The organism is Streptomyces sp. NPDC048277 (assembly GCF_040652235.1).
Taxonomy (GTDB): domain Bacteria; phylum Actinomycetota; class Actinomycetes; order Streptomycetales; family Streptomycetaceae; genus Streptomyces.
The window spans coordinates 30389-50950 of sequence record NZ_JBEZLQ010000045.1 but is presented as its reverse complement, the minus strand read 5'-3'; the positions used below and the strand labels follow the sequence as shown (position 1 = coordinate 50950).

Below are 20562 nucleotides of genomic sequence, written 5' to 3'. Positions count from 1 at the left end.
AGGCCCGCGTCACGGACCCGGGCGGCGGAAGCGGCGAGGTCGGTCAGTGCCTCACCGCGCGCCTGGAGCAGGACAGCCGCCTCGGCGACGTCGAGGGCGACGCCGTCCCTGGCGCGTTTGAGGGCGCGACGCATGGAGTTCTCGGTGGGGCCGGTACCGCCGGGGCGATCGGTGATTCTGTTCAAGGCGTTCCCGTCTGGGGGCAGGTGGACGGCGGGCGTGGAGGTCTCCGCGTACCGGTCGCTCACCGTCCCCCGTACAGCGGCGAGCGAGGTTACGACAGCAGGACGTTCGCGAGGCGGCGCCATCCCTCTCGGACCTCGGGGTGCAGCGGCTGCCCCTCGGTCAGCTGCCGGGCTTCGGCCGGCTTGTCGGTGATGACCTGGATGGCGACGTGGTCCGCACCGGCGGCGAAGAACATGTCCAGCCGTTCCTTGATGCGCTGCTCGTCGCCCCAGGCGATGAGCGCGTCGACGAGCCGGTCGCTCCCGCCGTTCGCAAGGTCCTCCTCGGTGAACCCGGCCCTGAGCAGGTTGTTGGTGTAGTTGGGGGTGACGGTGGTCGGAAGGAACATACGGCCGATGGCGCGGGCCCGGTCGGGGTCGGTCTCCAGGAGAACCTTCACCTCGGGGGCGAGCAGGGCCGCGTCGCCCAGTGCCTCGCGGGCCTGCGCCGTGTGTTCCACCGTGGAGTGGTAGGGCAGCGAGCCGGCGGACCGGTCACGCGCGAGTTTCAGCATCTTGGGCCCGAGAGCAGCGATGAGGCGGCGGTCGCCCGGCTGGCCGCCCGCATCGAGGTCGTCAAGGTAGCCGGCCATCGCGGAGAGGGGGCGGCGGTAGCGTTCGTTCACGAGCGTCGCGTGGCTCACGCCCAGACCGAGCAGGAACCGGCCGGGATGTGCTTCTTCCAACTGGGCGAACTGTTGGGCCACGCTTTCGGCCTTGTGGTCCCAGATGCTCAGGATGCTGGTGCCCACGGTCAGGTGGGAAGTCTCTTCGACCAGTGGTGTGATCTGCTGGACGGACGGGCTGCCGCCGATCCAGACCGCGCCGTAACCCGCCTCCTCCAACTCCCTGGCGACTTCGCCCAGTTCCGCGCGCTGGGACGGATTCATCACGCGTAGCGCCATGCTCCAGGCGCCGTAGCGGCCGATGGACTCCTTGAGCCTGGCAAGATCTGGGCTCGCGTTCGCTGTATCGATCATGCGTTCAACTCCTTCGGGATGTGGGGCGGGGGTGGGGTGGGGCGTTGTGCGCGACGAGCGACCCGCCACGGTGCGCAGTCATCCACCTGTCCTGACGACACTTGCTGCGTCCGTCCCCAGGGCGGACGAGGGCCTCCGCATTCCGGCGCTCCCGCTGCCCGCACGTTGCCCCTTCGGCGACTGTCGGTTGCGGTCGCGGCTGTCCATGGTCAGGAGAAGAGGATCTGGCCGAGGCGGCGCCAGCCTTCGCGCAGCTGGCTGTCGAGCGGCTGCCCGCCCTCCTTGTAACCCCTGTCCAGCGGGGTGTCGGTGAGGATCTGGACGGCTACATGGTCGGCGCCCGCGGCGAAGAAGGCGTCCAGGCGCTCCTTGATACGGGCTTCGTCGCCCCAGACGACGATCGAGTCGACGAGCCGGTCGCTGCCCCCGTCCGCCAGATCCTCCTCGGTGAAGCCCGACCGCAGGAAACTGTTGGCGTAGTTCGGAGCCGTGAGGCTCGGCCCGACGTGGAGTCGTGCGACGTCACGAGCACGGCTCGGGTCGGACTCCACGACGACCTTCACCTCGGGGGCGAGCAGAGCATCGTCGCCCAGGCCCTTGCGGGCCTGCGCCGTATGCGCGGTCGTGGACATGTAGGGGAACGAGCCGATCGACCGCTCCCGGGCCAGTTTCAGCATCTTCGGCCCGAGAGCCGCCAGGAAACGGCGCTCGCCCGGCTGGCCCCCCGCGTCGAGGGCATCGAGGTACTGGACCATCGCGGAATAGGGCTGGTGGTATTGCTCGACCGCACCGGCATGCCCCACTCCCAGGCCGAGCAGGAACCTGTCGGGATGGTCCTTCTGCAACTGGGCGAAGTCCTTCGCCACATCGGTCGCTTCGTGGTCCCAGATGCGCTGGATGCTGGTGCCGACCGTCAGGTGCGAGGTCTCCTCGATCACCGTCCGGGCGTGCCGGATGGAGCCGCCGCCCACCCAAGCCGCGCGGAAGCCGATGTCTTCCAGCTCCCTCGCCGCGGCACCCAGCTCGGAGCGCCTCGCCGGATCCTCCACACGCAGAGCCAAGCTCCAGATCCCATAGCGGCCGATGGATTCCTTGACGGCGCCGAGATCGGGGTTCGTGGTCCTTGCGTCGTCCATCAGTACTTCCTCTGGATCGGTCGTCGGTGTGGCATGGGGCCCACACCGTCTGGGATCGGGCTTTTCGCCCGGTGAAATGGGGTACGGCAGCGGTGCCCGGATAAAACGGCGGGGTACCCCGTTTGCCTCTCCGAGGACGATACGGAGAACCCCGCCGGTTAGCAAACAGAAACATGGCCATCTGGCTCGAACTCGGTGTCGCGCCGGTGTGGTGCCCGTGTCCGGGTGGCTGAAAGCCGCCTGTCGGGCCCGATGCCATGGGCGTCCCGGGTCGCATCGCCGGTGGTGCTCCGATGCTCGCGGAGGTGCCGCTCCCCGTGTGGGCGGGGGTGTCGCTCCTGGTGGGCGATCGCTCTCGCGCCCTGGTTGCGCGGTGCCGCCGAGGGTGACCTTGACCGCGCCTTTGCCGCCCCTTTCCTTCCGTTTTGCGGCGACGGTCCGGCACCCCTGAAGAGAGTGCTCACTGTCTCCAGCAGCTGCCTTGCAGCTGTGACGTCACAGTCGTAAGGTGACGAACGTCAGGCCATCGTCAGGCGGCACAGACCATGGCTGCAAGGCCTGAACTGTGCATGTGGGAAAGGCAGTTGTATGAAGATCACGGTCGATGAAGAGAAGTGCTGCGCTGCTGGACAGTGCGTGCTGGTTGCTCCGGAGGTGTTCGATCAGCGGGACGAGGACGGCATCGTGGTGCTGCTCGAACCGGTGCCCGGGACGGACCAGGAGGCCGCCGCGCGAGAGGCCGCGCAGGTGTGTCCGGCGGCCGCGATCCTGATCGAGGAAGGCTGACATGACGGCCGCCCCTGAACCGCGGCGGCTCGTCGTGGTCGGCGCGTCGGCCGCCGGTCTGGCCGTGGTGGAGGAGGTGCGGCGGCGTGGGTTCACCGGTGAGGTGACCTTGATCGGTGACGAGCCCGGTCTGCCGTACGACCGTCCGCCCCTGTCCAAGCAGTTGCTGGCAGGCGAATGGGAGACGGACCGGTTGCTGTTGCGACCGCGTGAACAGTGGGAAGCGCTCGGCGTCGTACACGTGCCCGGAACGGCGGCCGTGGGGGTGGACACCAAGGCCCGCCAGGTGCGTCTGGCCAACGGCACCACATGTGAGTACGACGCGCTGGTGATCGCCACCGGAGCGGCCGCGGTGCATCCCGTATCGCTGGGCGCCGGACTGGCCGGCGTCCAGGTGCTGCGCAACCTCCCGGACGCGCTCCGGCTTCGCGGCGCACTCGCCCAAGGCGGTTGCCTGGTCGTGGTAGGTGCCGGATTCGTCGGGGCCGAGGCGGCCGCCGTCGCTCGCGGCATGGGCGTACCGGTGACGATGGTCGACCCGCTGCCTCTCCCCATGGTCAACGTCCTGGGCGAGGAGGTGTCGGGAATGCTCGCCGAACGCCACCGGGCGGCCGGAGTGGACCTGCGGTGCGGCGTCGGCGTCACCGAGGTGCTCTCCGACGGCGGCCGGACCACGGGCGTGGCCTTGGACGACGACGGTGTCGTCGGCGCGACCAGCGTACTGGTCGCCGTCGGCGCTCGCCCGGCCGTGGGCTGGCTCACGGACTCCGGTGTGCCGCTCGGCGACCGGAAGCGCGACGGTGTCGAAGGCGTGCTGTGCGACGCCCACGGGCAGGCCGGCGAGGGAATCTGGGCGGCGGGCGACGTGGCCGCCTGGTTCGACCCGGAGAGCGGGCGTCACCGGCGCAGCGAACACCGGCTCGCGGCCACGGAGGAAGGGCGTGCCGTCGCCGCCGCCGTGCTGGGCGAGGAACTCCCGAAGCCCTCGCTGCCGTACTTCTGGTCCGACCAGTACGACCTGAAGCTCCAGTCGTACGGCACCACCGGCCGGGACATGGCCTTCACGGTCGTGGAGGGCTCGCTCTCCGAGGGCAGATTCATCGGCGTCTACGGTCATCGCGACGGCGACGGCCGGCCGCGCACGGTGGACGGCGTGCTGGGCAACGGCATGGCTCGCTCTCTGCGCACCTGGCGCCAGGCCGTCCTCGACCGCACGCCATGGCCCGAGGCCGCGCCGTTCGCCGCGTAGGCGCCGACGTACCTCGGTTTCACAACCCCCCTATAGAACAAAGACGTTCGAAAGAAGGCAAGGCGATATGACCACCTCCGCACCCCCCGCCGCGGCATCCGACAGCGAAGTACCCTTCTTCCCGACCCCGCGCAGCTGTCCCTTCAGCGCGCCGCCGCAGCACGCCGAGTTCCGTGAGGCCGGCGGTCTGCACAAGGTCAGCATCTGGGACGGTTCGCAGCACTGGCTGGCCACCCGGCACGAGGACGTCCGTGCCGTGCTGGGCAGCCAGTCCTTCAGCGCCGACGTGCGCCACCCCACCTACCCGCTCGACTGGTCCACCCAGCGCGAGGAGCAGGGCGGCCTCTTCCTGCGCCTGGACGACCCCGAGCACGCCCGGCTGCGGCAGATGCTGACCCGGGAGTTCAGCGTCAAGCGCACCCGGGCGATGCGCGACGAGCTCCTGCGGATCACGGACGAGCTGATCGACGAGATACTCGCCAAGGACGGGCCCGTCGACTTCGTCCAGGAGTTCGCGCTCGCTCTGCCGTCCCGGGCCATCTGCCTGATCCTGGGCGTGCCCTACGAGGACCGCGAGGTCTTCCAGAAGCACGCGGACCTCGGCGCCGACCTGACGGCGACTCACGAGGAGCGCGTCCAGGGACAGGTGGAGGCGATCGCCTACTACACGGACCTCATCGAGCGGAAGCGCCGCGCGCCCGGCGACGACATGATCAGCCGGCTGCTCGCCGACCACTCCGGAGAGGACGGCTTCCCGCCCGAGACCATGCCCGGCCTGGTCGCGCTCCTGACCGGAGCCGGACACGAGACCACCGCGAACATGCTGGGCCTGGGCCTGACCGCCCTGCTCGTCAACGACGACCAGCGCGAGCGGCTGGTCGCCCACCCCGAGCTGGCGGCCAGCACCGTGGAGGAGATGCTGCGCTACTGGAGCATCGTCGCCGTCAACCCGCGCCGTGTGGCTGTCGAGGACGTGGAGATCGGCGGGCAGCTGGTCCGCGAGGGCGAGGGCGTCATCGTCTCGCTGGTCGCCGGCAACCACGACCCGCGCGCCTTCGACACCGACGAGCGCCCCGCCGACCAGGTCGACATCGGCCGCAACCCCCGCAACCACATCGCCTTCGGCTTCGGCACCCACCAGTGTCTCGGCCAGAACCTGGCGCGCGTGGAGATGGAGGTGGCCTGGCCCCGCCTGCTGGAGAGGATCCCCGGGCTGCGACTGGCCGTCGAGAAGGACGAGCTGGACTTCAAGAGCGAGACCGCCGTGTACGGCCTCAAGACCCTGCCGGTGACCTGGTGAGCGCCGAGACGTATGCCGTCGGCGGGTACCTCGACGGCCGCGGCAGGCGCATGGAGGGCACGGCGGCGCTGATCACGGGTGCCGGCAGCAGTGGCGACTTCCTCGGTACCGGAGCCGCGACCGCCTTGCTGCTGGCCGCGCAGGGCGCCACCGTCGGGATCCTCGACGTCAGCGGGGAACGCGCCGACCACACGCGGTCGCTGGTCGAGGACGCCGGGGGCAAGGCGGTCACGCTGGTGGCCGACCTCACCGACGAGGACGCGGTACGCGAGGCGGTGGATGCCTTCGCGGTGTCCGCGGGACGGCTGGACGCGGTCGTCAACAACGCGGGCGTCACCCCGAACGGCGACATCAGGACCACGACCCGCGCCGACTGGGACCGGGTCTTCGCCGTCAACGCGACCGCCCCCATGCTGGTGGCCCGCGCCGCCCACCCGCACCTCATGCGCAGCGGCGGAGGCTCGATCGTCAACGTCTCCTCCATCGCCGGACTGCGCGGCTTCGGCACCGGCGCCTACGGCGCGAGCAAGGGGGCCCTGCAGTCGATGACCGTGGACCTGGCCTACAGCTGGGGACCGGACAACATCCGTGTCAACTGCCTGGTCCCCGGGCACCTGTTCACCCCGATGGGGGACCAGGGCGGGGCAGGGGGCCGGGAGCTGCGGCGCAAGGCCAACTATCTCGGCCGGGAGGGCACGGCCTGGGACCTGGCCTGGGCCGCGCTGTTCATGACGAGCCCGGAGTCACGGTGGATCACCGGCACGGTGCTCCCGGTGGACGCCGGCACCACCGCCTCGACCGGCCTGGGCATGCTGGCCCGACTGACCGCACCCGAGAACGGAGAACAGGCATGAGCGAGACCGAGTCCGTCGACGCGGTCCGTACGGCGGCCGAGCGGCAGGCGGCGGGCGAAGGCGTCGTGGCGGAGATGCTGGGCGAGGAGTTCCTGGCCGCGAACATGAAGGCCATGCAGGCGGGAGAAGGCGCCGCGTCAAGCATGGGCCGACTGGCGCTGGAGCATGTCTTCGGCGACATCTGGACCCGTCCGGGGCTCGCCCGGCGTGACCGCAGCCTGATCACCCTGGGCGTGCTGATGGCCCAGGGGCATCAGACGGAGATCGGCAACCACGTCGTGGCGGGCCGGGCCAACGGGCTCAGCCCGGAGGAGATCCTGGAAGCCGTCCTGCACACCGTCCCGTACATCGGCTATCCCGCGGCGGGTCAGGCAATGGCCACGGCCACGCGTGTCCTCGGGCAGGCGTAACCGACATCAGGCGGGTGGCCCGGCCGGGCCACCCGCCCCGTCGGCATATGCATCACAATGAGAAGGGTGAACAACCAGCCAACCGCCACCGCACGGAGCCGCAACCCCCGAGGCCAGGGCGAGCGTCTCCGGCAGGACATCCTCGAGGCCGTGGCCCGCCTGCTCGACGAGAAGGTGGCCAACGACACCCTCCCCGTCTCCCTCCGTGAGGTGGCCCGCGAGGTCGGCATCGCCGCCCAGAGCATGTACCTGCACTTCGCCGACAAGGACGAGCTGGCCCGAGCGGTCATCGAGGACGGGTACGAGCGCCTCGTGACCGTCATGCGCGACGCCGACGCGGAGGTGGCGGCCCGTGGAGCCGACGCCCGCGAGAGGCTGACAGCGCAGGCGGAGGCCTTCTGTGAGTTCTCGCGTACCGAACGGGGTGTCTACCGCCTCATGTTCGGCTACGACGCCACCGCATTCGGCGTACCGCGCGAGGCCCATCCGTCCCTCGACCTGTGGCAGCAGTGGCTCGACGCCTTCCGTACCTGTGAGAACGAAGGCCTGAGCTGGGACAAGGGGACCGAGCACGCCGCCATCACCCTCTGGTCGGCGCTCTTCGGCCGGTTCGCCCTGTGGAATTCGACGTTCGGACGACAGGACCCGGAGGAACTCACCGCCTTCGCCCGCTGCATGGTCGACACTGTGCTCCGTGACGGGACCAGGTGACACAGGTCAGAGACCGTGGCCCGATATCCGACCGGCGACGGGGTCCGGTCGGCGGACGGCCTTCGACGTCGGTGACCGGTTCCGTCGTCGAGAAGAGCGCGGCGGTGTCGGTGAGGTGGAGCCCGTCTTCGTCCTGGCGGTGGTTTGTTAACCAGGGTTGCAGAGATCAAGAGGTCTGCCGCTGGCGACGGTGTTGATGAGTTCTTGGAGTGCTGCAGGTGGGGCTTCGTAGACCATGCCCGCCAGTAGCGTTGCAGCGTGGACCAGGGCGTCAGCCAGCCACGGACGGCCCGTAGGGCTTGGGGCCAGGACGTCGGCAGCGGCTGGTGGGATGGAGGAGTGCCCCCTCTCTGGCCGGCTGGGCACCGGCTTCTCCTCGTCCGCGGCGGGTATGGGCGGGGCGAGCCAGGTGTTCCAACAGAAGCTGAACGCGCAGTTGACGAGGGTCTGGTGGCGTCGGATGGCTGTGTCGGAGCGGACCTGGAAGTCGGCCCATCCGAGTTCGTCCTTGACCTGTTTGTAGCTCTGCTCGCCCCAGTGCCGCAGCCCGTGGATCCGGACGATCTCGGCGAGGGGGCGGGCGGGTAGGGCGATGCGGCGGCGCGGGGCGAGTGCGGGCGGGGCAGGTCGGTGGCCAGGTACCAGGTGGCCTTCGCGGGCAGGGTGGCCGGATCGGCGGTGGCCACGACCAGGCGGACATTCCCGTCCGGACCCCACCAGCCCAGCCGGGCCTCGGCGGCCCACCAGGTGGCGGTGTGGCCGTCGCCGAAGGCGCGCTCGATGCGCGTCCAGTCCCCGGGATGGTCTGCATCCCACCAGGCCAGGAGGCGGGCTGCGTCAACCGGGGTATGCGCATCACGCCCGTAGGCCCAGGTGCCGTGGCGGGGTTTGAGGGCCATCACGAACGGCAGACCGGCCGCGTGCAAATCGGAGCGGAAGCTGTCCTGGTCGCGATAGGCGCAGTCGGCGGACACCGCCCGAAAGAGGGCCCACAAGCGTTCAGGCGAAGGCGAGTTGGCGGAAGGTTTGGCGCACGTCGGTCAGCAGCACCGCTCATCGGTCCTGGGCTGGTGAGATCCACATGCCGGTGCCGGTGAACCCGTAGTGCACCCACACGTCCTGCTCGTCGGCGCTGCCGGGCTCCGGGTGCCAGAACAGACCTCGGGCGGGCTCCAGACCGTTCGTCTGCACGGTCAGGGAGTACGCGGTTCACTCGGCCCCGAGACCGGCCTGAGCGGGGGCCGTGGAGGCGTCGAGCATGTAGCGCAGGAAGACGGCGAGGTCGTCGAGGATGGTGAAGACGCCTGCGATGCCGCACACCCCGCCCAGGAGGCGGGCGGAGAAGTCGTGAGCCGTGCCCTTGAGGTGGGTGTCGGTGTCCTGGTCGAGTTCTGTCGGCGCACAGCGCGCGGCGACCTCGGCGAGCAGCGGGCCGAAGCGGGTGGAAGCCATGTCCAGCGGCCCCCAGGTGCGGGCGTCGGCCAGCTGGTTCAGCGGCCGGCCGGAGAGGTGTTCGGCCAGGTCGCCGAGGATGAGGGCGGCTCGGTCCCGTAGAGGTTCTTCAGTTGGGCCCGGAGCGGGACGCCCGCGGTGTGGGTGAGCAGCTGGCGGGCGGTCACCGCCTCGTGCGGGTGACTGGTGACCTCGGGCCAGAGGGTGCCGAGCGGAACGTCGAGATCGAGGACGCTGTCTTCCCACAGGGTCCCGATGAAGGACCATACGGCGAGGATCTCGGTCAGGCTGGCGGCGTCGAAGACGGTGTCGGGCTGCATTTTCGTGCCCGGTTCGCCGGGGTCCAGGACTCCGGTGGCGCCGGAGGCGCGGGTGCAGGCGGCGTCACGGGTTCGAGGAGGCGTGAGGTCATCTCGATGTAGGTGTCGAGGCTGATCGTGCTGCCGTGGATGGTGCCGGTGGTGGCAGGGCCCGGGGTATGGAGGGGCAGGCCGGCGCCCATGAGGAGGAGCACGGTCAGGGACATGGCGAAGTGTTGCCAGACGTACGTGCGGACACGGGCTCGTGGCCGGTTTGTGGTGCATGGTGTGCGGACGGCGCCTTACCTGCCCCCAGGTGGAGGCCCCTCGGGCCCGCCGCTCCCCTGTGGCGGCGGTCTACCGGGCCCCTGACCGACGAGGGAGACTTCGCCTACGTCGTCTACCGCAGTGGCAGGACCCAAACCGACTCCGACGGCCGCCACTACGACGAGACCGGACAGGGCGACCGCAGCAAGGCGCAGTACGACGCCGACCGCACGTATTGGCGCCCCTGGCCGACCACGATGGTCTACGTCGTGGACGGCATCGTGAAGCGCATCCGCCCGATCGAGCCTGACTGACCTCGACGCCTGGAAGCGCCATGGCAGCAAGTGGGAGATTCCTGTCAGTGATCCCGTTCTTGATCCTGCCGAGATCGCCGAGAAGTTCCCCACGCTTGGCCTCTCCATCGGGGATGCGCTGCCCGCCCGGCGCGGAAGCCTGCTTCGCCGGACCGACCCGAAAGGTGCGTGGACGTCCCGATCTTGGGCAGAGAGTGCGTCGTCAACGTCCTGCGCCGCTGAAAGTGGTGTGACAGGTAGGCACTGGTCAGCGGGTGCCCGAGCGTGGACTGACCAGCCACTCCGTCACGGGCAGGCACTCGGTGAGCAGGTCGACGACGTCGTGCCAGGCTCGCTGCGCGTGCCGTGGGTGGTAGCCGACGCCGGGGACCACGGGGTGGTCGACCGGCGGGTGGTGGAAGGCGTGCAGGGCGCCGCCGTAGACCGTGAGGCGCCAGTTGACGCCCGCGGCCTGCATCTCGGCGGTGAACGCGTCCCGTTGCGCGGGCGGCATGATCGGGTCTTCCGACCCGACCCCGGCCCACACCGGGCAGCGGATGCGCGCCGCCTCGCCCGGTCGGCCCGTGGTCAGCGCGTTGACTGTCGCGATCGCGCGTAGGTCGACGCCGTCGCGTCCGAGTTCCAGCCCGATGGCGCCCCCGGTGCCGTAGCCGACGGCGGCGATCCGGTCGGGGTCGGTCCGCGGTTCGGCGCGCAGCACGTCGAGCGCCGCGTGGCCGATGCCCCGCATCCGGTCGGGGTCGGCGAGCAGCGGCAGGCAACGGGCCAGCATCTCCTCGGGGTCACCCAGATAGCGCCCGCCGTGGAGGTCGAAGGCCAGCGCCACGTATCCCAGCTCGGCGAGCGCATCGGCCCGGCGGCGCTCGACGTCGTTGAGCCCCATCCCCTCGGGCCCGACCAGGACGGCTGGCCGGCGGCCGGCGCCAACGGGGAGCGCGAGGTGCCCGACCATCGTCAGACCGTCGGCCGGGTATTCGACCGTGCGCGCTGTAGTCGTCGCCATGAGACTGGACTGTAGTGATCGTCGAGCCCGGCCGGGCCGCTGTTCTGCCGCTGGCAGAACAGTGCGGGTCTCCCTCTGGAATCGCCCCTCCACGCCTAGCGGAGGTGATCGGTGATCTCCCCTTCCAGGGCCGAATCCAGGACCCGCTTGGTCAGCTGCTGCAGCAGCCCGCCCTGCCCGGTCAGCTGCAGCCCTCCGACCGGGCCCGCGCGACCAGTTGCTCATCGGACACGGGCACAGGCTGCCCGGACCGAGCACTCTCGACAGGCTCCACGGTCTCCAACTCCACGGCGGTGTCAGTCGCTTGACGTCTCTCCCGTGATCGTCGGATCCGCCGTTGGATTTACACTCCCGCTCCCGGACAGGCTCCGCTCGCGATTCTGCCGGCGCGGAGCCGACCGCTGCCGGTGCGCGTTCGGATCGGGCAGGACCGTGACGAACGCTGGCGACGTCGCCGCGCACGCTCCTCGCTCCGTCAGATCAGGGCCCCTTGGCCGTCACGGATCCGCGATTCGGGTACAGGGGTGGCGGTCGGCGGGCATACGGTGCGGGGATGAGCGACGAGGTGGTGCCGGTCGGCGCGAGCGTATTGCCCGAGGTCGGCGACGTCCTCGCCGATGTCCTGGTGGCCCAGGGGGCGGGCCGGGTGCGGCTCCGTCGCCTTTCGAACGCCGGGATCATCCCGCCGAGTTCGTTCCGGATGCCGTTCCACCGCTACGGCAGCTACAGCGGTCTGGGCTTCCTTGGCCTCGTCCTGGTGGGCATCCTCGTCAGCGGCCGGCAGCCGAGCCCTGATTTTCTGGGGCAAGACGGACTTCAGCGCGGTGACGATCGGCGTTCCGGTCGTGGCGCTGATCATCTACCTCGGATGGTTCCTCGTGCGGCGCAACGTCGAGGAGCACACCCAGGGGCAACTCGACTTTCGCTGGCCGGCCTTCGACCGCACCGGACAGCCGGCGCGCGGCCTTGCCGCTCCGGTCATGGAGCATGAACTCGTCCGGGAGAGCGACTGACGGCGGGGAACCGTCACCACGGCGCCGCTGGGCCAGGTCTGCGCCGCATGGAGCAGCCGCCCGATCACCGGGCGGTTGGAGACGGCGAACGGCGGGACAGTCCCTTGCCGTGGCTGTCCCGCCTCAAGACGTGCCGCCACCCTCGACAAGGCGTCGCAGTGCGGGGAGCAGGGCATCGATGTCCTGCCCGGTCCTGAACGCGACAACGGTGGTCCCCCCGCCGGGCTCCGGCGGGGGGCCGGGCACCGGAAAGAGCGCCAGCACCTCCTGCATCGCGTCGTCGACCTCTCCCACGGGATCCGTCGACTCACCCCGCAGCCATCGCCGCAGTACGTGGTTGTGCGCCGCCACGACGGATGCCGCCATCAGTTCGGCCCTCAGTGACGCCGACTCGGTGGGGTCCCCCATCCAGTCGCTGATGAATTCGCGGAACAGCCGCTGGTAACGCGCCACGCTGGCGATCTCGCGGTCGCGGAGGGTGGCGACTTTGCTGGTCAGGACATACCGGCGGCGCGCCAGGTCGCCTTCGTCGATGTAGTGCAGAAGCACCAGCCGAACCGCGTCCGAGACGGCGACGAGGGCGGTGCTGTGACTGGACGTGGCTAGCCGGTCCCCGATCAGCGCGAGCAGCCTGTCGTGGTTGGGGAAGATAACCGCTTCCTTGGACCGGTAATGCCGGAAGAACGTGGTACGCCCGACTCCGGCGCGCTCGGCGATGTCCTCGACGGTGGTCTGCTCGTATCCCCGCTCGTCGAAGAGGGCGAACGCTGCTTCTGCGAGTCGGATCCGCGCGGCTGGCTTGCTCATGACCGCCCATCTTCTCCCGTCTCGGTGTCCGGATGTCTCTTGCCCCCACCCATGGTACTGGGTACCGTCTATATGAGATTCAGTACCGAAGGAGACGGTGTGGACAGCGTGGCGCTCAGCGAGTCCGACCTGCCGATCAAGCCGCTCTACGACGGCTCCTCGCTGGAGGGTTTCGACGCGGGAGCCGGGCTGGGCGCCCCGGGGCGTTTTCCCTTCACCCGTGGCGTGTATCCGTCGATGTACACGGGCCGGCCGTGGACGATGCGCCAGTACGCCGGGTTCGGCACGGCGAAGGAGTCCAACGAGCGTTACCACGAGCTGGTCGGTGCCGGTACGGGCGGCCTGAGCGTGGCCTTCGACCTGCCGACGCAGATGGGCTACGACTCCGACGAGTCCATCGCCCGGGGCGAAGTGGGCAAGGTGGGTGTGGCGATCGATTCCATCGAGGACATGCGGACGCTTTTCCAGGGGTTGCCTCTGGACAAGGTGTCGACCTCGATGACGATCAACGCCCCCGCTTCGACGCTGCTCCTGCTGTACCAGCTCGTGGCGGCCGAGCAGGGAGTGCCTGGTGACCGCCTGACTGGCACGATCCAGAACGACGTGCTCAAGGAGTACATCGCCCGCGGCACCTACATCTTCCCGCCGCAGCAGTCCCTGCGTCTGATCAGCGATATCTTCCGCTACTGCCACGCGGAGCTGCCTCGCTGGAACACCATCTCCATCTCGGGCTACCACATGGCGGAAGCCGGGGCCACGCCCGCGCAGGAGATCGCCTTCACGCTCGCCAATGCCATGGAGTACGTCCGTACCGCGATCGCCGCGGGCCTGGACGTCGACGACTTCGCTCCGCGCCTGTCCTTCTTCTTCGTCGCTCGGACCACGCTGCTCGAAGAGATCGCGAAGTTCCGTGCGGCCAGGCGCATCTGGGCCCGCATCATGCGCGACGAGTTCAAGGCGAAGAATCCGAAGTCGCAGATGCTGCGGTTCCACACCCAGACCGCGGGAGTGCAGCTGACCGCGCAGCAGCCTGAGGTCAACCTGGTCCGAGTGGCCCTGCAGGGTCTGGGGGCGGTGCTGGGCGGGACGCAGTCCCTCCACACCAACTCCTACGACGAGGCCATCGCCCTTCCCACCCAGAAGGCCGCGCGGCTTGCCCTGCGAACCCAGGAGGTCAGGTCTCCCTCCCGGCCTCCCTGGGCATGACCCTGGCCCGCACCGGCCTGGCCGCCGGCGCCAAGCCCAAGCGCCGCGCCGCCAAGAAGTCCGGCCCGGTCGCCTCCGGCGACAGCCTCGCCTCGCCCATGCAGGGCACGATCGTCTAGGTCGCCGTCGAGGAGGGCCAGGAGGTCAAGGAAGGCGACCTGATCGTCGTACTGGAGGCCATGAAGATGGAACAGCCCCTCAACGCGCACAAGACCGGCACCATCAAGGGCCTCGCCGCCGAGGTCGGCGCGTCGCTCACCTCCGGCGCCGTGATCTGCGAGATCAAGGACTGAGGGAAGCACCACACGCCGTCGGAGGAAGAGACGACACTTCCTCCGACGGCGTGCAGAACAAGGCGAAGCCGATCGTGGAAGCGACTCACGGTCCGGTCCGCAGAGCCGCCGAACGGAGACCGAACATGGCTGGACGGATCGTCTCAACAGCCCGAACCGACAAGACGCCCGAACCCCCGAGAAATGCTGACGGACTCGATCTGCTCGATCTCTTCGCCCCCAGCTTCGTCAGTGACCCGTTCCCCGCTCTGGCGGCGTTGCGGCGCAGCGCCCCGGTACGGCACGACCCCGGAACAGGTCTCTGGCTCGTCAGCAGGTACGCGGACGTACGACAGGTACTCCTGGACCCGCGGACGTACCGCCCGGACAACGCCCAGAACGTCGTCGCCCGGTTGTCCGTGCCGGCGCTTCGTATTCTGGCCCGGGCCGGCTTTGCACTACCGCCCGCACTCGCCAACAACGACGGCCCCACCCACATATCCCTGCGCCGCATGGTCACCCGGTTCTTCGACTCCGGACGAGTCGCGACCGCGCTGCCACTGATCGAACGGACAGCCGAGGAATTGCTGACCGATATACGGCGGGAGCTCGACCGCGGGAGCGCCTGCGATCTGGCCACACAGTTCGCCCGGCCGCTGCCCTGTCTGGTGATGATGCGGATGCTCGGTCTGGGGAACGTGTCGCCGGCAACGCTGATGGCATGGAGCGATGCGGCGCTTGAGCTGTTCTACGGACGCCCGCCGACGGAGCACCAGCCTCAACTGGCCGATCAGGTGGGCGAATTTCACCGGTGGTTGTCGGAGCAGCTCACCGATGGCGACGAGAGCGGTCTTTTCGGGGCTCTGCGCGCCCACCGTATGCCGGGCGGGGGGCTCCTCGACGGCCCGACGGCCGTGGCCGTGGCCTTCTTCGTCCTCGTCGCGGCGCACGCGACCACCGGTCAGCTGATCGCAACCCTGCTGCGCAGGACGTCGGCGTACCCGCAGATCTGGTCGCGGGCCGCCGCCGAGGAGGGCTTCGCGGAGGCCTGGTTGGAGGAGATCCTTCGCCGTGAGCCTCCGGTCACGAGCTGGCGCCGAGTCACCGCTCACCCGGTCGAGCTGGCCGGCACCAGGCTGCCGGCCGGGGCCGAACTGCTGCTGATGCTGATGGGTACCGGATCCGACCCCGAGGTGTTCCGTGACCCGGAGGAGCTCTGTCCGTACCGCCCAAACCTCAGACACCACCTGGCTTTCGGAGTTGGTCGCCATCGCTGCCCGGGAGCCTCGCTGGCGCGTGCCGAGGCGACGGTGGCCCTGCGTACGGCAGCACGTCGTCTGCCCGAAGCGCCGCTCCTGGTGCAGGACGAGTCCGACATGCTCGGTCTGCTCTCGTTCCGCGCGCCTTTGCGTGTGACGATGCGACGCCCCTGACGCCGTATCTGTGCCGCACGCCGCCTACGGGCGTGAATGTCACCGACCGCCCTGCGCCGCGACGCGCACTTACAGAGGCAGGGCCGGGTCATTGAGGCAGCGCCGCAACTGTTCCTGGAACTCGACGTCGTGCAGGAAGTGTTCGGGCATGCCATGGCGTCTGACAGGGACGCCGAGGTCGTCGGTCAGGTGGCGTGCGTCGGTCCAGCGGATGAATGCGCTGATGCCGGTGCGGCGGCTGGCTCGCATGGTGATGAGCCAGCCGCCGAGCCAGGTCATGAACTCGATAGCGGCCCTGATGCCGTTGCGGGCTCTTCCCGCCGAGCCGGCGGTGAAGCGGCCGCAGTGGGCGCGCCGTCTCGCGGCGCGTACGACGCCTCATTCGGCGAAGTTCATTCTCTGATCGAGGTGCACCTGGAAGAAGGTCATCGACCCGACGGCGACATCCTCCACGACGGTTGGGGAGCACTCCGGGATGACGCATACACCGGGGCTTGCCCGGCAGCGAGCGGTGTCATGTGCGGCGGCGGGGAGCACTTGATGACCTGCTCTTTAGGGAGCGGTGTGCCAGCCCCTTGGCTGGCTCGTCTGTGCGGTGGGTGTTGACGGGTATTCCACAGCAGGACCGTAGCGGCTGTCTGTCCGCTGAGGTGATGTCAGTCGGGTGTGGTTGGGTCGTCGGCTGTCGGGTGTGGCGCATGCTGGAGGTTGCGGCGTGTTGGAAAGGCCGTTCGGTGAGGTGGACGAGTCGGCGTGGGGGAAGGCCCGGGGGCTGGATCCTGCGGGACCGGTAACTCCCGGAGGGCCAGCGGCGTTGTATCGCGCGCGGGTTGGGGATGGCCGGGGATCTTGGTCGGGCGCGGTCGTTTGCCGGGTTGTGTGCCGGGCTTCATGGCCTGGGGAAGCTGTCGGGTTTCGAGTTGTGCGACGTGCGGGCTCGTGAGCGCAGGCAGTGGTCGCCGCCGAGATCGAGTGCACGCAGGAGCGGGCACGGTCCCGCAGTTACGCTGCGGGCATGCGGACGGTGTCGAAGAGTGATCTCACAGGGCGGGCGCGGCTGCGTGAGGCGGCGTTGGAGTTGTTCGCCGAGCGGGGGTTCGAGGCGACGTCGACTCGAGCGGTGGCGGCTGCGGCCGGGCTCTCGCCGGCGCTGGTCACCCGCCACTTCGGCTCGAAGGAGGGCCTGCGCGCGGCCGTGGACGAGCATGTCCTGGGGCGTATCGCCGAGCAACTGCGCGAAATCGATCCGGACAAGGGGGTGATGGCCTCACTGGGCGAGGTCTCCGCCCGGTTGTTCGGAGCGGATCCGGTGCTGCGCGGCTACCTGCGTCAAGTTCTCCTTGAGGACAGCGAGGCGAGCGCCGAACTGTTCGGGCGTCTGCTGTCCGGTGCGCGTGTGGAGCTGGAGCGGCTGTCCACCGTGCACGGGGAACGGGGGCCGGACGAGGAGTGGGCGCCGTTCCAGATGCTGTGCCTCATCCTCGGCCCGCTACTGCTTGAGCGGGTGATGCAGCCGCAGCTGGACGAGCCGATGTTCGGGCCCGAGGTGCTGGCCCGCCGGAGCGCGGCCAACCAGCAGCTCCTCCTGAGGGGGTACTACGGCAGGCTGGAGGGCTCGGACGGGGGTTAGCCCCAGTGTGGTGTGTACAGATGTTTACAAGACTGAACGCATGGACACCTTCCCGCTGTCATTACCGTCCCGCACTCCCGACCGCGTCGCACATCGTCTCGCCTGGCTCGACAACCTCCGCGTCGTACTGACCGTCCTGGTCGTCCTCCACCACGCCGCCCAGCCGTACGGCCCCGCCGACTGGTGGTACGTAGAAGGCCAACCGCGTGAGCAGGCGCTGGCCACCTTCTCTGCCGTGAACGGCTCCTTCTTCATGAGCCTCTTCTTCTTCGTCTCCGCCGTCTTCGTACCGAGTTCCTACGAGCGCCACGGCGCCCGGCGCTTCCTGATGGGACGTCTGTTCCGACTCGGCGTCCCGGTCGTCGTCGGCGCGCTCACGATCGTCCCGGGTGTGCTGTACGCCTACTACGTCCACTACCGCGGCTACGGGCCGATCTCCTTCCCCCACTACTTCACCGACGTCTACCTTGGGCTGGGGGAGAAGCCCGCCGACTGGACCGGCCCGTCCTGGCCCGACCTGCAGTTCGCGCACCTGTGGTTCATCCAGAACCTGCTCGTCTACAGCGTCGTATACGTCCTGTGCCGCCAGGTGGCCCGACTGACCCGGCGACGACCAGACCGCGCGCGCCACGAGCTGCCGGCGCCGGGCCACCGCATCCTGTTCGCCGTCACCGCCGTGATCGCCGCCGCAACCTTCGCCGTGCGCGTCCGGTTCCCGCTGGACACGTGGATCCCGTTCCTCGACTTCCTCCAGATGGAACCCGCCCGGCTCCCGCAGTACGCGGCCTTTTTCAGCTTCGGTGTTCTTACCCGGAGCCACGGCCGGCTCCACCGCTTCGACTCCCGGACCGGCTGGATCTGGCTGTCCGGCGGGCTCGCCGGAGTGGCCCTGCTGTTCGTGGTCGGCGCCGACGCGCCCTGCTTCGGCCCGGGCGGGTTCAACGCACCATCGGCCCTGTGGTCCCTGTACGACAGCGCGCTGTGCGTGGCGCTGAGTGTCGGCCTGCTCACCCTGTTCCGCGAAGCCCTCACCGGCGGCAACGGTCTGACGCGCGAGCTCGCGGCCGGCTCCTACACCGTCTACATCGTGCATCTCCCGGTGGCAGTGACCCTGCAGTTCTACCTGGTTGGCCGCGGGCTGTCCGCGACCGCCGCATGGAGCCTGGTTGCCGCCGCGACGGTGCCGATGTCCTTCCTCCTCGCCACCGGGCTGCGCAGGCTACCGGGACTTCGGCGCGTGCTGTGACGGCCGGTGGAGACGGCGTGCCGGGACGGCGCGCTTCTGCGGTCATCTCCGGTCCTGGTCGGTTGCCGGAAGGCGCCGACGAGGGCCTGTCGCATAATCCTCGAGTGTCCGAGAGCCCTGTCCCGATACCGCCGGGATCCGTTCCAGCCGGTGCTGCCGCCTGGCTGTCCGCCGATGCCGAGGAGTGGGCGCGGCTGCGTCCCCCGTCCTGGGCTCGGCCGAAGTGGTCCGTCCTGGCCTTGATCGCCACTGTCGTGTGGGCGATTTCGGCGGAGCCGGATCTGCCGTGCGGCAACGCGGCTCCGTGCGGTCCGGACTGGGGAGGCATGGTGCAGATGGGCCTCGCCCTCGGCCTGCTGTACTGGTTCGCCAAGGTCCCCGAACTGGCCCTGGTCACCGCACCCCTCCTCGCGATCATCGTGGCGCGGGTCGAACTGCCGGGCGCCGACCGTGTTTCCCAGGCCGCCAACCTCGCCGTGCTGGCCGCCCTGGTGTTCGGCTGGGCCGCTGCCCGAGCCAGGCTGGCCGTACGGCGCAGACAGCGGCAACTCGCCGAGCGGACCGCCGGCACACGACACCGCCTGCCTGAATGCGTCGGTCCGCCGGTACGGGGAAGGATTCCGATCGCCGCAGCGCTGGTCCTGTTCGCCGTGGCCGCGGGGGCGGTCGCCCTGGGACTGCACGGCATTCACGCGGACGAGCACCATGCGGCCCGGGCCGTGCACACCACCGGGCGGGTGGTCCACCAGGGCGAGGACTCGGTACGCATCCGCACCGACGAGGCACGGAACATCACCGTCGGCGCGGACTACCCGGAGGACTACGGCATCGGCAGCACCGTGAGCGTCCTGGAGGACGGATCGTGGCGGCGCCTGGCCGTAGAACGGTACGACGCCATCGGCTGGCAACTGCTGACCCTGGCCGTCGCTCTGCCCGGCCTCTCCCTGCTCGCGGCGGGGGTCCTGGCCCGTCGGCGGGCAGGGGCACTGCGGCGCGCACCGGTGCCGGTCCTGCGTGTGCTTGAACGCTTCGACCGCGACGGCAGAACCGTGGTCTATGCGGCTGACGACGACTCGGGGCGTACCCCGCTGCTCGACTGCTACTGCGAGTCCACGCTCCCGGACAGGGACGAGTCCACCGGGGCGGACGACGCGGTCTACGACGATGAGGCGTATGACGACGAGGGAATCCCCGTCGACAGGCAGCTACGGGAAGCCGTCATGTTCGGCGCTCCGTACGAAGGCGGCGAGCTGGTCTTCGTCACAACCGGCATGGACGCGAATCCGCTGGTGATACGCACCGTCAGCGCAGTACATCTGCCAGGGACGGACAAGAACCCGATACCGTCCGGCGAAAGGAAGCCACGCCGTCAAGAGCGCGTGGACCGGGCCGCCGCGCCCCTGAAGCCCGGGGGACAGTCGATGTACTGGGGCACGAGCACCGCGGCCAGGGCAGTCGGCTCGGCAATCACCGTCGGTATCGTGGCCGGGGTCTGGACCCTTACCCGATCACTGATGACGGACGGGTTCGGCTGGGATGTCATACCGACCGTCGGACTGATCACGCTGGTCGACCTGGCAGCCAAACTCCTCAACTGGCGGGTCACCGCAGACAGCACCGGGGTGTGGCTGACGGGCGCCTGGAAGACGCGGCACGCGCCCTGGGAACGGGTACGAGCAGCCAAGTACACGGAGGAAGGCAGCGTCGAAATCCGTCTCACCGGCGGAGAGACCTGGCATCTGACCGGACTGGGCTGGCCCGAGGCGGAACGCCGCCTGCGCATCCGACCCTCATACGTCCGCATGGCCGAGGAACTCACCGCCCTGCGCGATCATCCGGAACTGCGCCCCACCGACCCCGGCCAACCAAGCGGCCGTGGTCGGCCACTCGGCCCCCTCCTGCTCCTGCTGACCGGCCTTGGCGCCATGGTCGCGATCATCGCGTGAGCACGGTGCAGGGCCGGTCGTGTC

The 20562-nt window shown here is 69.5% G+C and carries 18 protein-coding genes and 4 pseudogenes; 13 read left to right on the top strand and 9 right to left on the bottom strand.

Features of this window, described 5'->3' with window-relative positions:
• From AB0D85_RS49605 to AB0D85_RS49595, 3 genes are all read right to left on the bottom strand, one after another.
• Positions 1-185 (bottom strand): hypothetical protein (locus AB0D85_RS49605; protein WP_362337377.1); only part of this gene is annotated, 185 nt, incomplete at its 3' end.
• An 89-nt stretch (positions 186-274) separates the two neighbouring features.
• Positions 275-1204 carry an LLM class F420-dependent oxidoreductase gene (locus AB0D85_RS49600; protein ID WP_362337363.1) on the bottom strand — a complete coding sequence of 310 codons (930 nt, stop codon included), beginning with the start codon at positions 1202-1204 and terminating at the stop codon, positions 275-277.
• 209 nt (positions 1205-1413) lie between these two features.
• Positions 1414-2340, bottom strand: coding sequence for an LLM class F420-dependent oxidoreductase (locus AB0D85_RS49595; protein WP_362337361.1), 927 nt, complete (start codon positions 2338-2340; stop codon positions 1414-1416).
• Positions 2341-2928: 588 nt separating this feature from the next.
• Between AB0D85_RS49595 and AB0D85_RS49590 the strand changes: the two genes are divergently transcribed.
• The 6 genes from AB0D85_RS49590 to AB0D85_RS49565 all read left to right on the top strand — a co-directional run bounded on the left by AB0D85_RS49590 (position 2929) and on the right by AB0D85_RS49565 (position 7650).
• Complete coding sequence (locus AB0D85_RS49590) at positions 2929-3126, top strand: ferredoxin (RefSeq protein WP_362337359.1); 198 nt, start codon at positions 2929-2931, stop codon at positions 3124-3126.
• 1 nt (position 3127) lies between these two features.
• Entirely contained in the window at positions 3128-4375 is a 1248-nt protein-coding gene (locus AB0D85_RS49585; protein WP_362337357.1) for an FAD/NAD(P)-binding oxidoreductase, read from the top strand.
• A 67-nt stretch (positions 4376-4442) separates the two neighbouring features.
• A complete protein-coding gene (locus AB0D85_RS49580; RefSeq protein ID WP_362337354.1) occupies positions 4443-5675 on the top strand; it encodes a cytochrome P450 in 1233 nt (410 codons plus the stop codon).
• Positions 5672-6529 (top strand): SDR family NAD(P)-dependent oxidoreductase, encoded by an 858-nt coding sequence (locus tag AB0D85_RS49575; RefSeq protein WP_362337352.1) that lies wholly within the window; start codon positions 5672-5674, stop codon positions 6527-6529. Before AB0D85_RS49580 ends, AB0D85_RS49575 begins: the two co-directional genes overlap by 4 nt.
• The gene (locus AB0D85_RS49570; protein ID WP_362337349.1) at positions 6526-6939 is read left to right on the top strand and encodes a carboxymuconolactone decarboxylase family protein; all 414 of its coding nucleotides are present in this window, start codon (positions 6526-6528) and stop codon (positions 6937-6939) included. Before AB0D85_RS49575 ends, AB0D85_RS49570 begins: the two co-directional genes overlap by 4 nt.
• 57 nt (positions 6940-6996) lie before the next feature.
• A complete protein-coding gene (locus AB0D85_RS49565; RefSeq protein WP_362337346.1) occupies positions 6997-7650 on the top strand; it encodes a TetR/AcrR family transcriptional regulator in 654 nt (217 codons plus the stop codon).
• Between the two features lie 1056 nt (positions 7651-8706).
• Here the strand turns inward: AB0D85_RS49565 and AB0D85_RS49560 are convergent.
• From AB0D85_RS49560 to AB0D85_RS49545, 4 genes and pseudogenes are all read right to left on the bottom strand, one after another.
• A pseudogene (locus tag AB0D85_RS49560) lies at positions 8707-9473 on the bottom strand (serine hydrolase domain-containing protein); the annotation flags it as partial.
• A gap of 756 nt (positions 9474-10229) precedes the next feature.
• Entirely contained in the window at positions 10230-10985 is a 756-nt protein-coding gene (locus AB0D85_RS49555) for a dienelactone hydrolase family protein (RefSeq protein ID WP_362337343.1), read from the bottom strand.
• 101 nt (positions 10986-11086) lie between these two features.
• Positions 11087-11223, bottom strand: a pseudogene (locus AB0D85_RS49550) (IS256 family transposase); the annotation flags it as partial.
• Positions 11224-11460: 237 nt separating this feature from the next.
• Positions 11461-11844 carry a hypothetical protein gene (locus AB0D85_RS49545; RefSeq protein ID WP_362337341.1) on the bottom strand — a complete coding sequence of 128 codons (384 nt, stop codon included), beginning with the start codon at positions 11842-11844 and terminating at the stop codon, positions 11461-11463.
• Here AB0D85_RS49545 and AB0D85_RS49540 point away from each other — a divergent pair.
• A complete protein-coding gene (locus AB0D85_RS49540) occupies positions 11831-11998 on the top strand; it encodes a hypothetical protein (RefSeq protein WP_362337338.1) in 168 nt (55 codons plus the stop codon). The genes AB0D85_RS49545 and AB0D85_RS49540 overlap by 14 nt on opposite strands.
• Positions 11999-12121: 123 nt before the next feature.
• Here the strand turns inward: AB0D85_RS49540 and AB0D85_RS49535 are convergent, their stop codons facing one another.
• Positions 12122-12805 (bottom strand): helix-turn-helix domain-containing protein, encoded by a 684-nt coding sequence (locus AB0D85_RS49535; protein WP_362337336.1) that lies wholly within the window; start codon positions 12803-12805, stop codon positions 12122-12124.
• 72 nt (positions 12806-12877) lie between these two features.
• Here AB0D85_RS49535 and AB0D85_RS49530 point away from each other — a divergent pair.
• The 3 genes and pseudogenes from AB0D85_RS49530 to AB0D85_RS49520 form a co-directional block, all read left to right on the top strand.
• Positions 12878-13981: pseudogene (locus tag AB0D85_RS49530) on the top strand (methylmalonyl-CoA mutase family protein); the annotation flags it as partial.
• A pseudogene (locus tag AB0D85_RS49525) lies at positions 13981-14304 on the top strand (biotin/lipoyl-containing protein); the annotation flags it as partial. The pseudogenes AB0D85_RS49530 and AB0D85_RS49525, both read left to right, overlap by 1 nt.
• 398 nt (positions 14305-14702) lie before the next feature.
• Complete coding sequence (locus AB0D85_RS49520) at positions 14703-15716, top strand: cytochrome P450 (protein ID WP_362337374.1); 1014 nt, start codon at positions 14703-14705, stop codon at positions 15714-15716.
• Between the two features lie 69 nt (positions 15717-15785).
• Here the strand turns inward: AB0D85_RS49520 and AB0D85_RS49515 are convergent, their stop codons facing one another.
• On the bottom strand, positions 15786-15995 hold the full coding sequence (locus AB0D85_RS49515; protein ID WP_362337333.1) for a hypothetical protein: 210 nt from the start codon (positions 15993-15995) through the stop codon (positions 15786-15788).
• A 736-nt stretch (positions 15996-16731) separates the two neighbouring features.
• Between AB0D85_RS49515 and AB0D85_RS49510 the strand changes: the two genes are divergently transcribed.
• The 3 genes from AB0D85_RS49510 to AB0D85_RS49500 all read left to right on the top strand — a co-directional run bounded on the left by AB0D85_RS49510 (position 16732) and on the right by AB0D85_RS49500 (position 20538).
• Positions 16732-17346, top strand: coding sequence for a helix-turn-helix domain-containing protein (locus AB0D85_RS49510; RefSeq protein WP_362337330.1), 615 nt, complete (start codon positions 16732-16734; stop codon positions 17344-17346).
• 40 nt (positions 17347-17386) lie between these two features.
• Positions 17387-18592, top strand: coding sequence for an acyltransferase (locus AB0D85_RS49505; RefSeq protein WP_362337327.1), 1206 nt, complete (start codon positions 17387-17389; stop codon positions 18590-18592).
• Between the two features lie 326 nt (positions 18593-18918).
• Positions 18919-20538, top strand: coding sequence for a hypothetical protein (locus tag AB0D85_RS49500; protein WP_362337324.1), 1620 nt, complete (start codon positions 18919-18921; stop codon positions 20536-20538).
• Positions 20539-20562 lie beyond the last annotated feature (24 nt).

What these genes read in the sequence shown, in the direction of transcription:
- AB0D85_RS49570 (WP_362337349.1), top strand. Translation starts at nt 6,526, where the DNA reads ATGAGCGAGACCGAGTCCGTCGACGCGGTCCGTACGGCGGCCGAGCGG.
- AB0D85_RS49600 (WP_362337363.1), bottom strand. Translation starts at nt 1,204, where the DNA reads ATGATCGATACAGCGAACGCGAGCCCAGATCTTGCCAGGCTCAAGGAG.
- AB0D85_RS49535 (WP_362337336.1), bottom strand. Translation starts at nt 12,805, where the DNA reads ATGAGCAAGCCAGCCGCGCGGATCCGACTCGCAGAAGCAGCGTTCGCC.
- AB0D85_RS49590 (WP_362337359.1), top strand. Translation starts at nt 2,929, where the DNA reads ATGAAGATCACGGTCGATGAAGAGAAGTGCTGCGCTGCTGGACAGTGC.
- AB0D85_RS49510 (WP_362337330.1), top strand. Translation starts at nt 16,732, where the DNA reads ATGCGGACGGTGTCGAAGAGTGATCTCACAGGGCGGGCGCGGCTGCGT.
- AB0D85_RS49565 (WP_362337346.1), top strand. Translation starts at nt 6,997, where the DNA reads ATGAGAAGGGTGAACAACCAGCCAACCGCCACCGCACGGAGCCGCAAC.
- AB0D85_RS49500 (WP_362337324.1), top strand. Translation starts at nt 18,919, where the DNA reads ATGGTGCAGATGGGCCTCGCCCTCGGCCTGCTGTACTGGTTCGCCAAG.
- AB0D85_RS49585 (WP_362337357.1), top strand. Translation starts at nt 3,128, where the DNA reads ATGACGGCCGCCCCTGAACCGCGGCGGCTCGTCGTGGTCGGCGCGTCG.
- AB0D85_RS49545 (WP_362337341.1), bottom strand. Translation starts at nt 11,844, where the DNA reads ATGATCAGCGCCACGACCGGAACGCCGATCGTCACCGCGCTGAAGTCC.
- AB0D85_RS49595 (WP_362337361.1), bottom strand. Translation starts at nt 2,340, where the DNA reads ATGGACGACGCAAGGACCACGAACCCCGATCTCGGCGCCGTCAAGGAA.
- AB0D85_RS49505 (WP_362337327.1), top strand. Translation starts at nt 17,387, where the DNA reads ATGGACACCTTCCCGCTGTCATTACCGTCCCGCACTCCCGACCGCGTC.
- AB0D85_RS49555 (WP_362337343.1), bottom strand. Translation starts at nt 10,985, where the DNA reads ATGGCGACGACTACAGCGCGCACGGTCGAATACCCGGCCGACGGTCTG.
- AB0D85_RS49580 (WP_362337354.1), top strand. Translation starts at nt 4,443, where the DNA reads ATGACCACCTCCGCACCCCCCGCCGCGGCATCCGACAGCGAAGTACCC.
- AB0D85_RS49515 (WP_362337333.1), bottom strand. Translation starts at nt 15,995, where the DNA reads ATGACCTGGCTCGGCGGCTGGCTCATCACCATGCGAGCCAGCCGCCGC.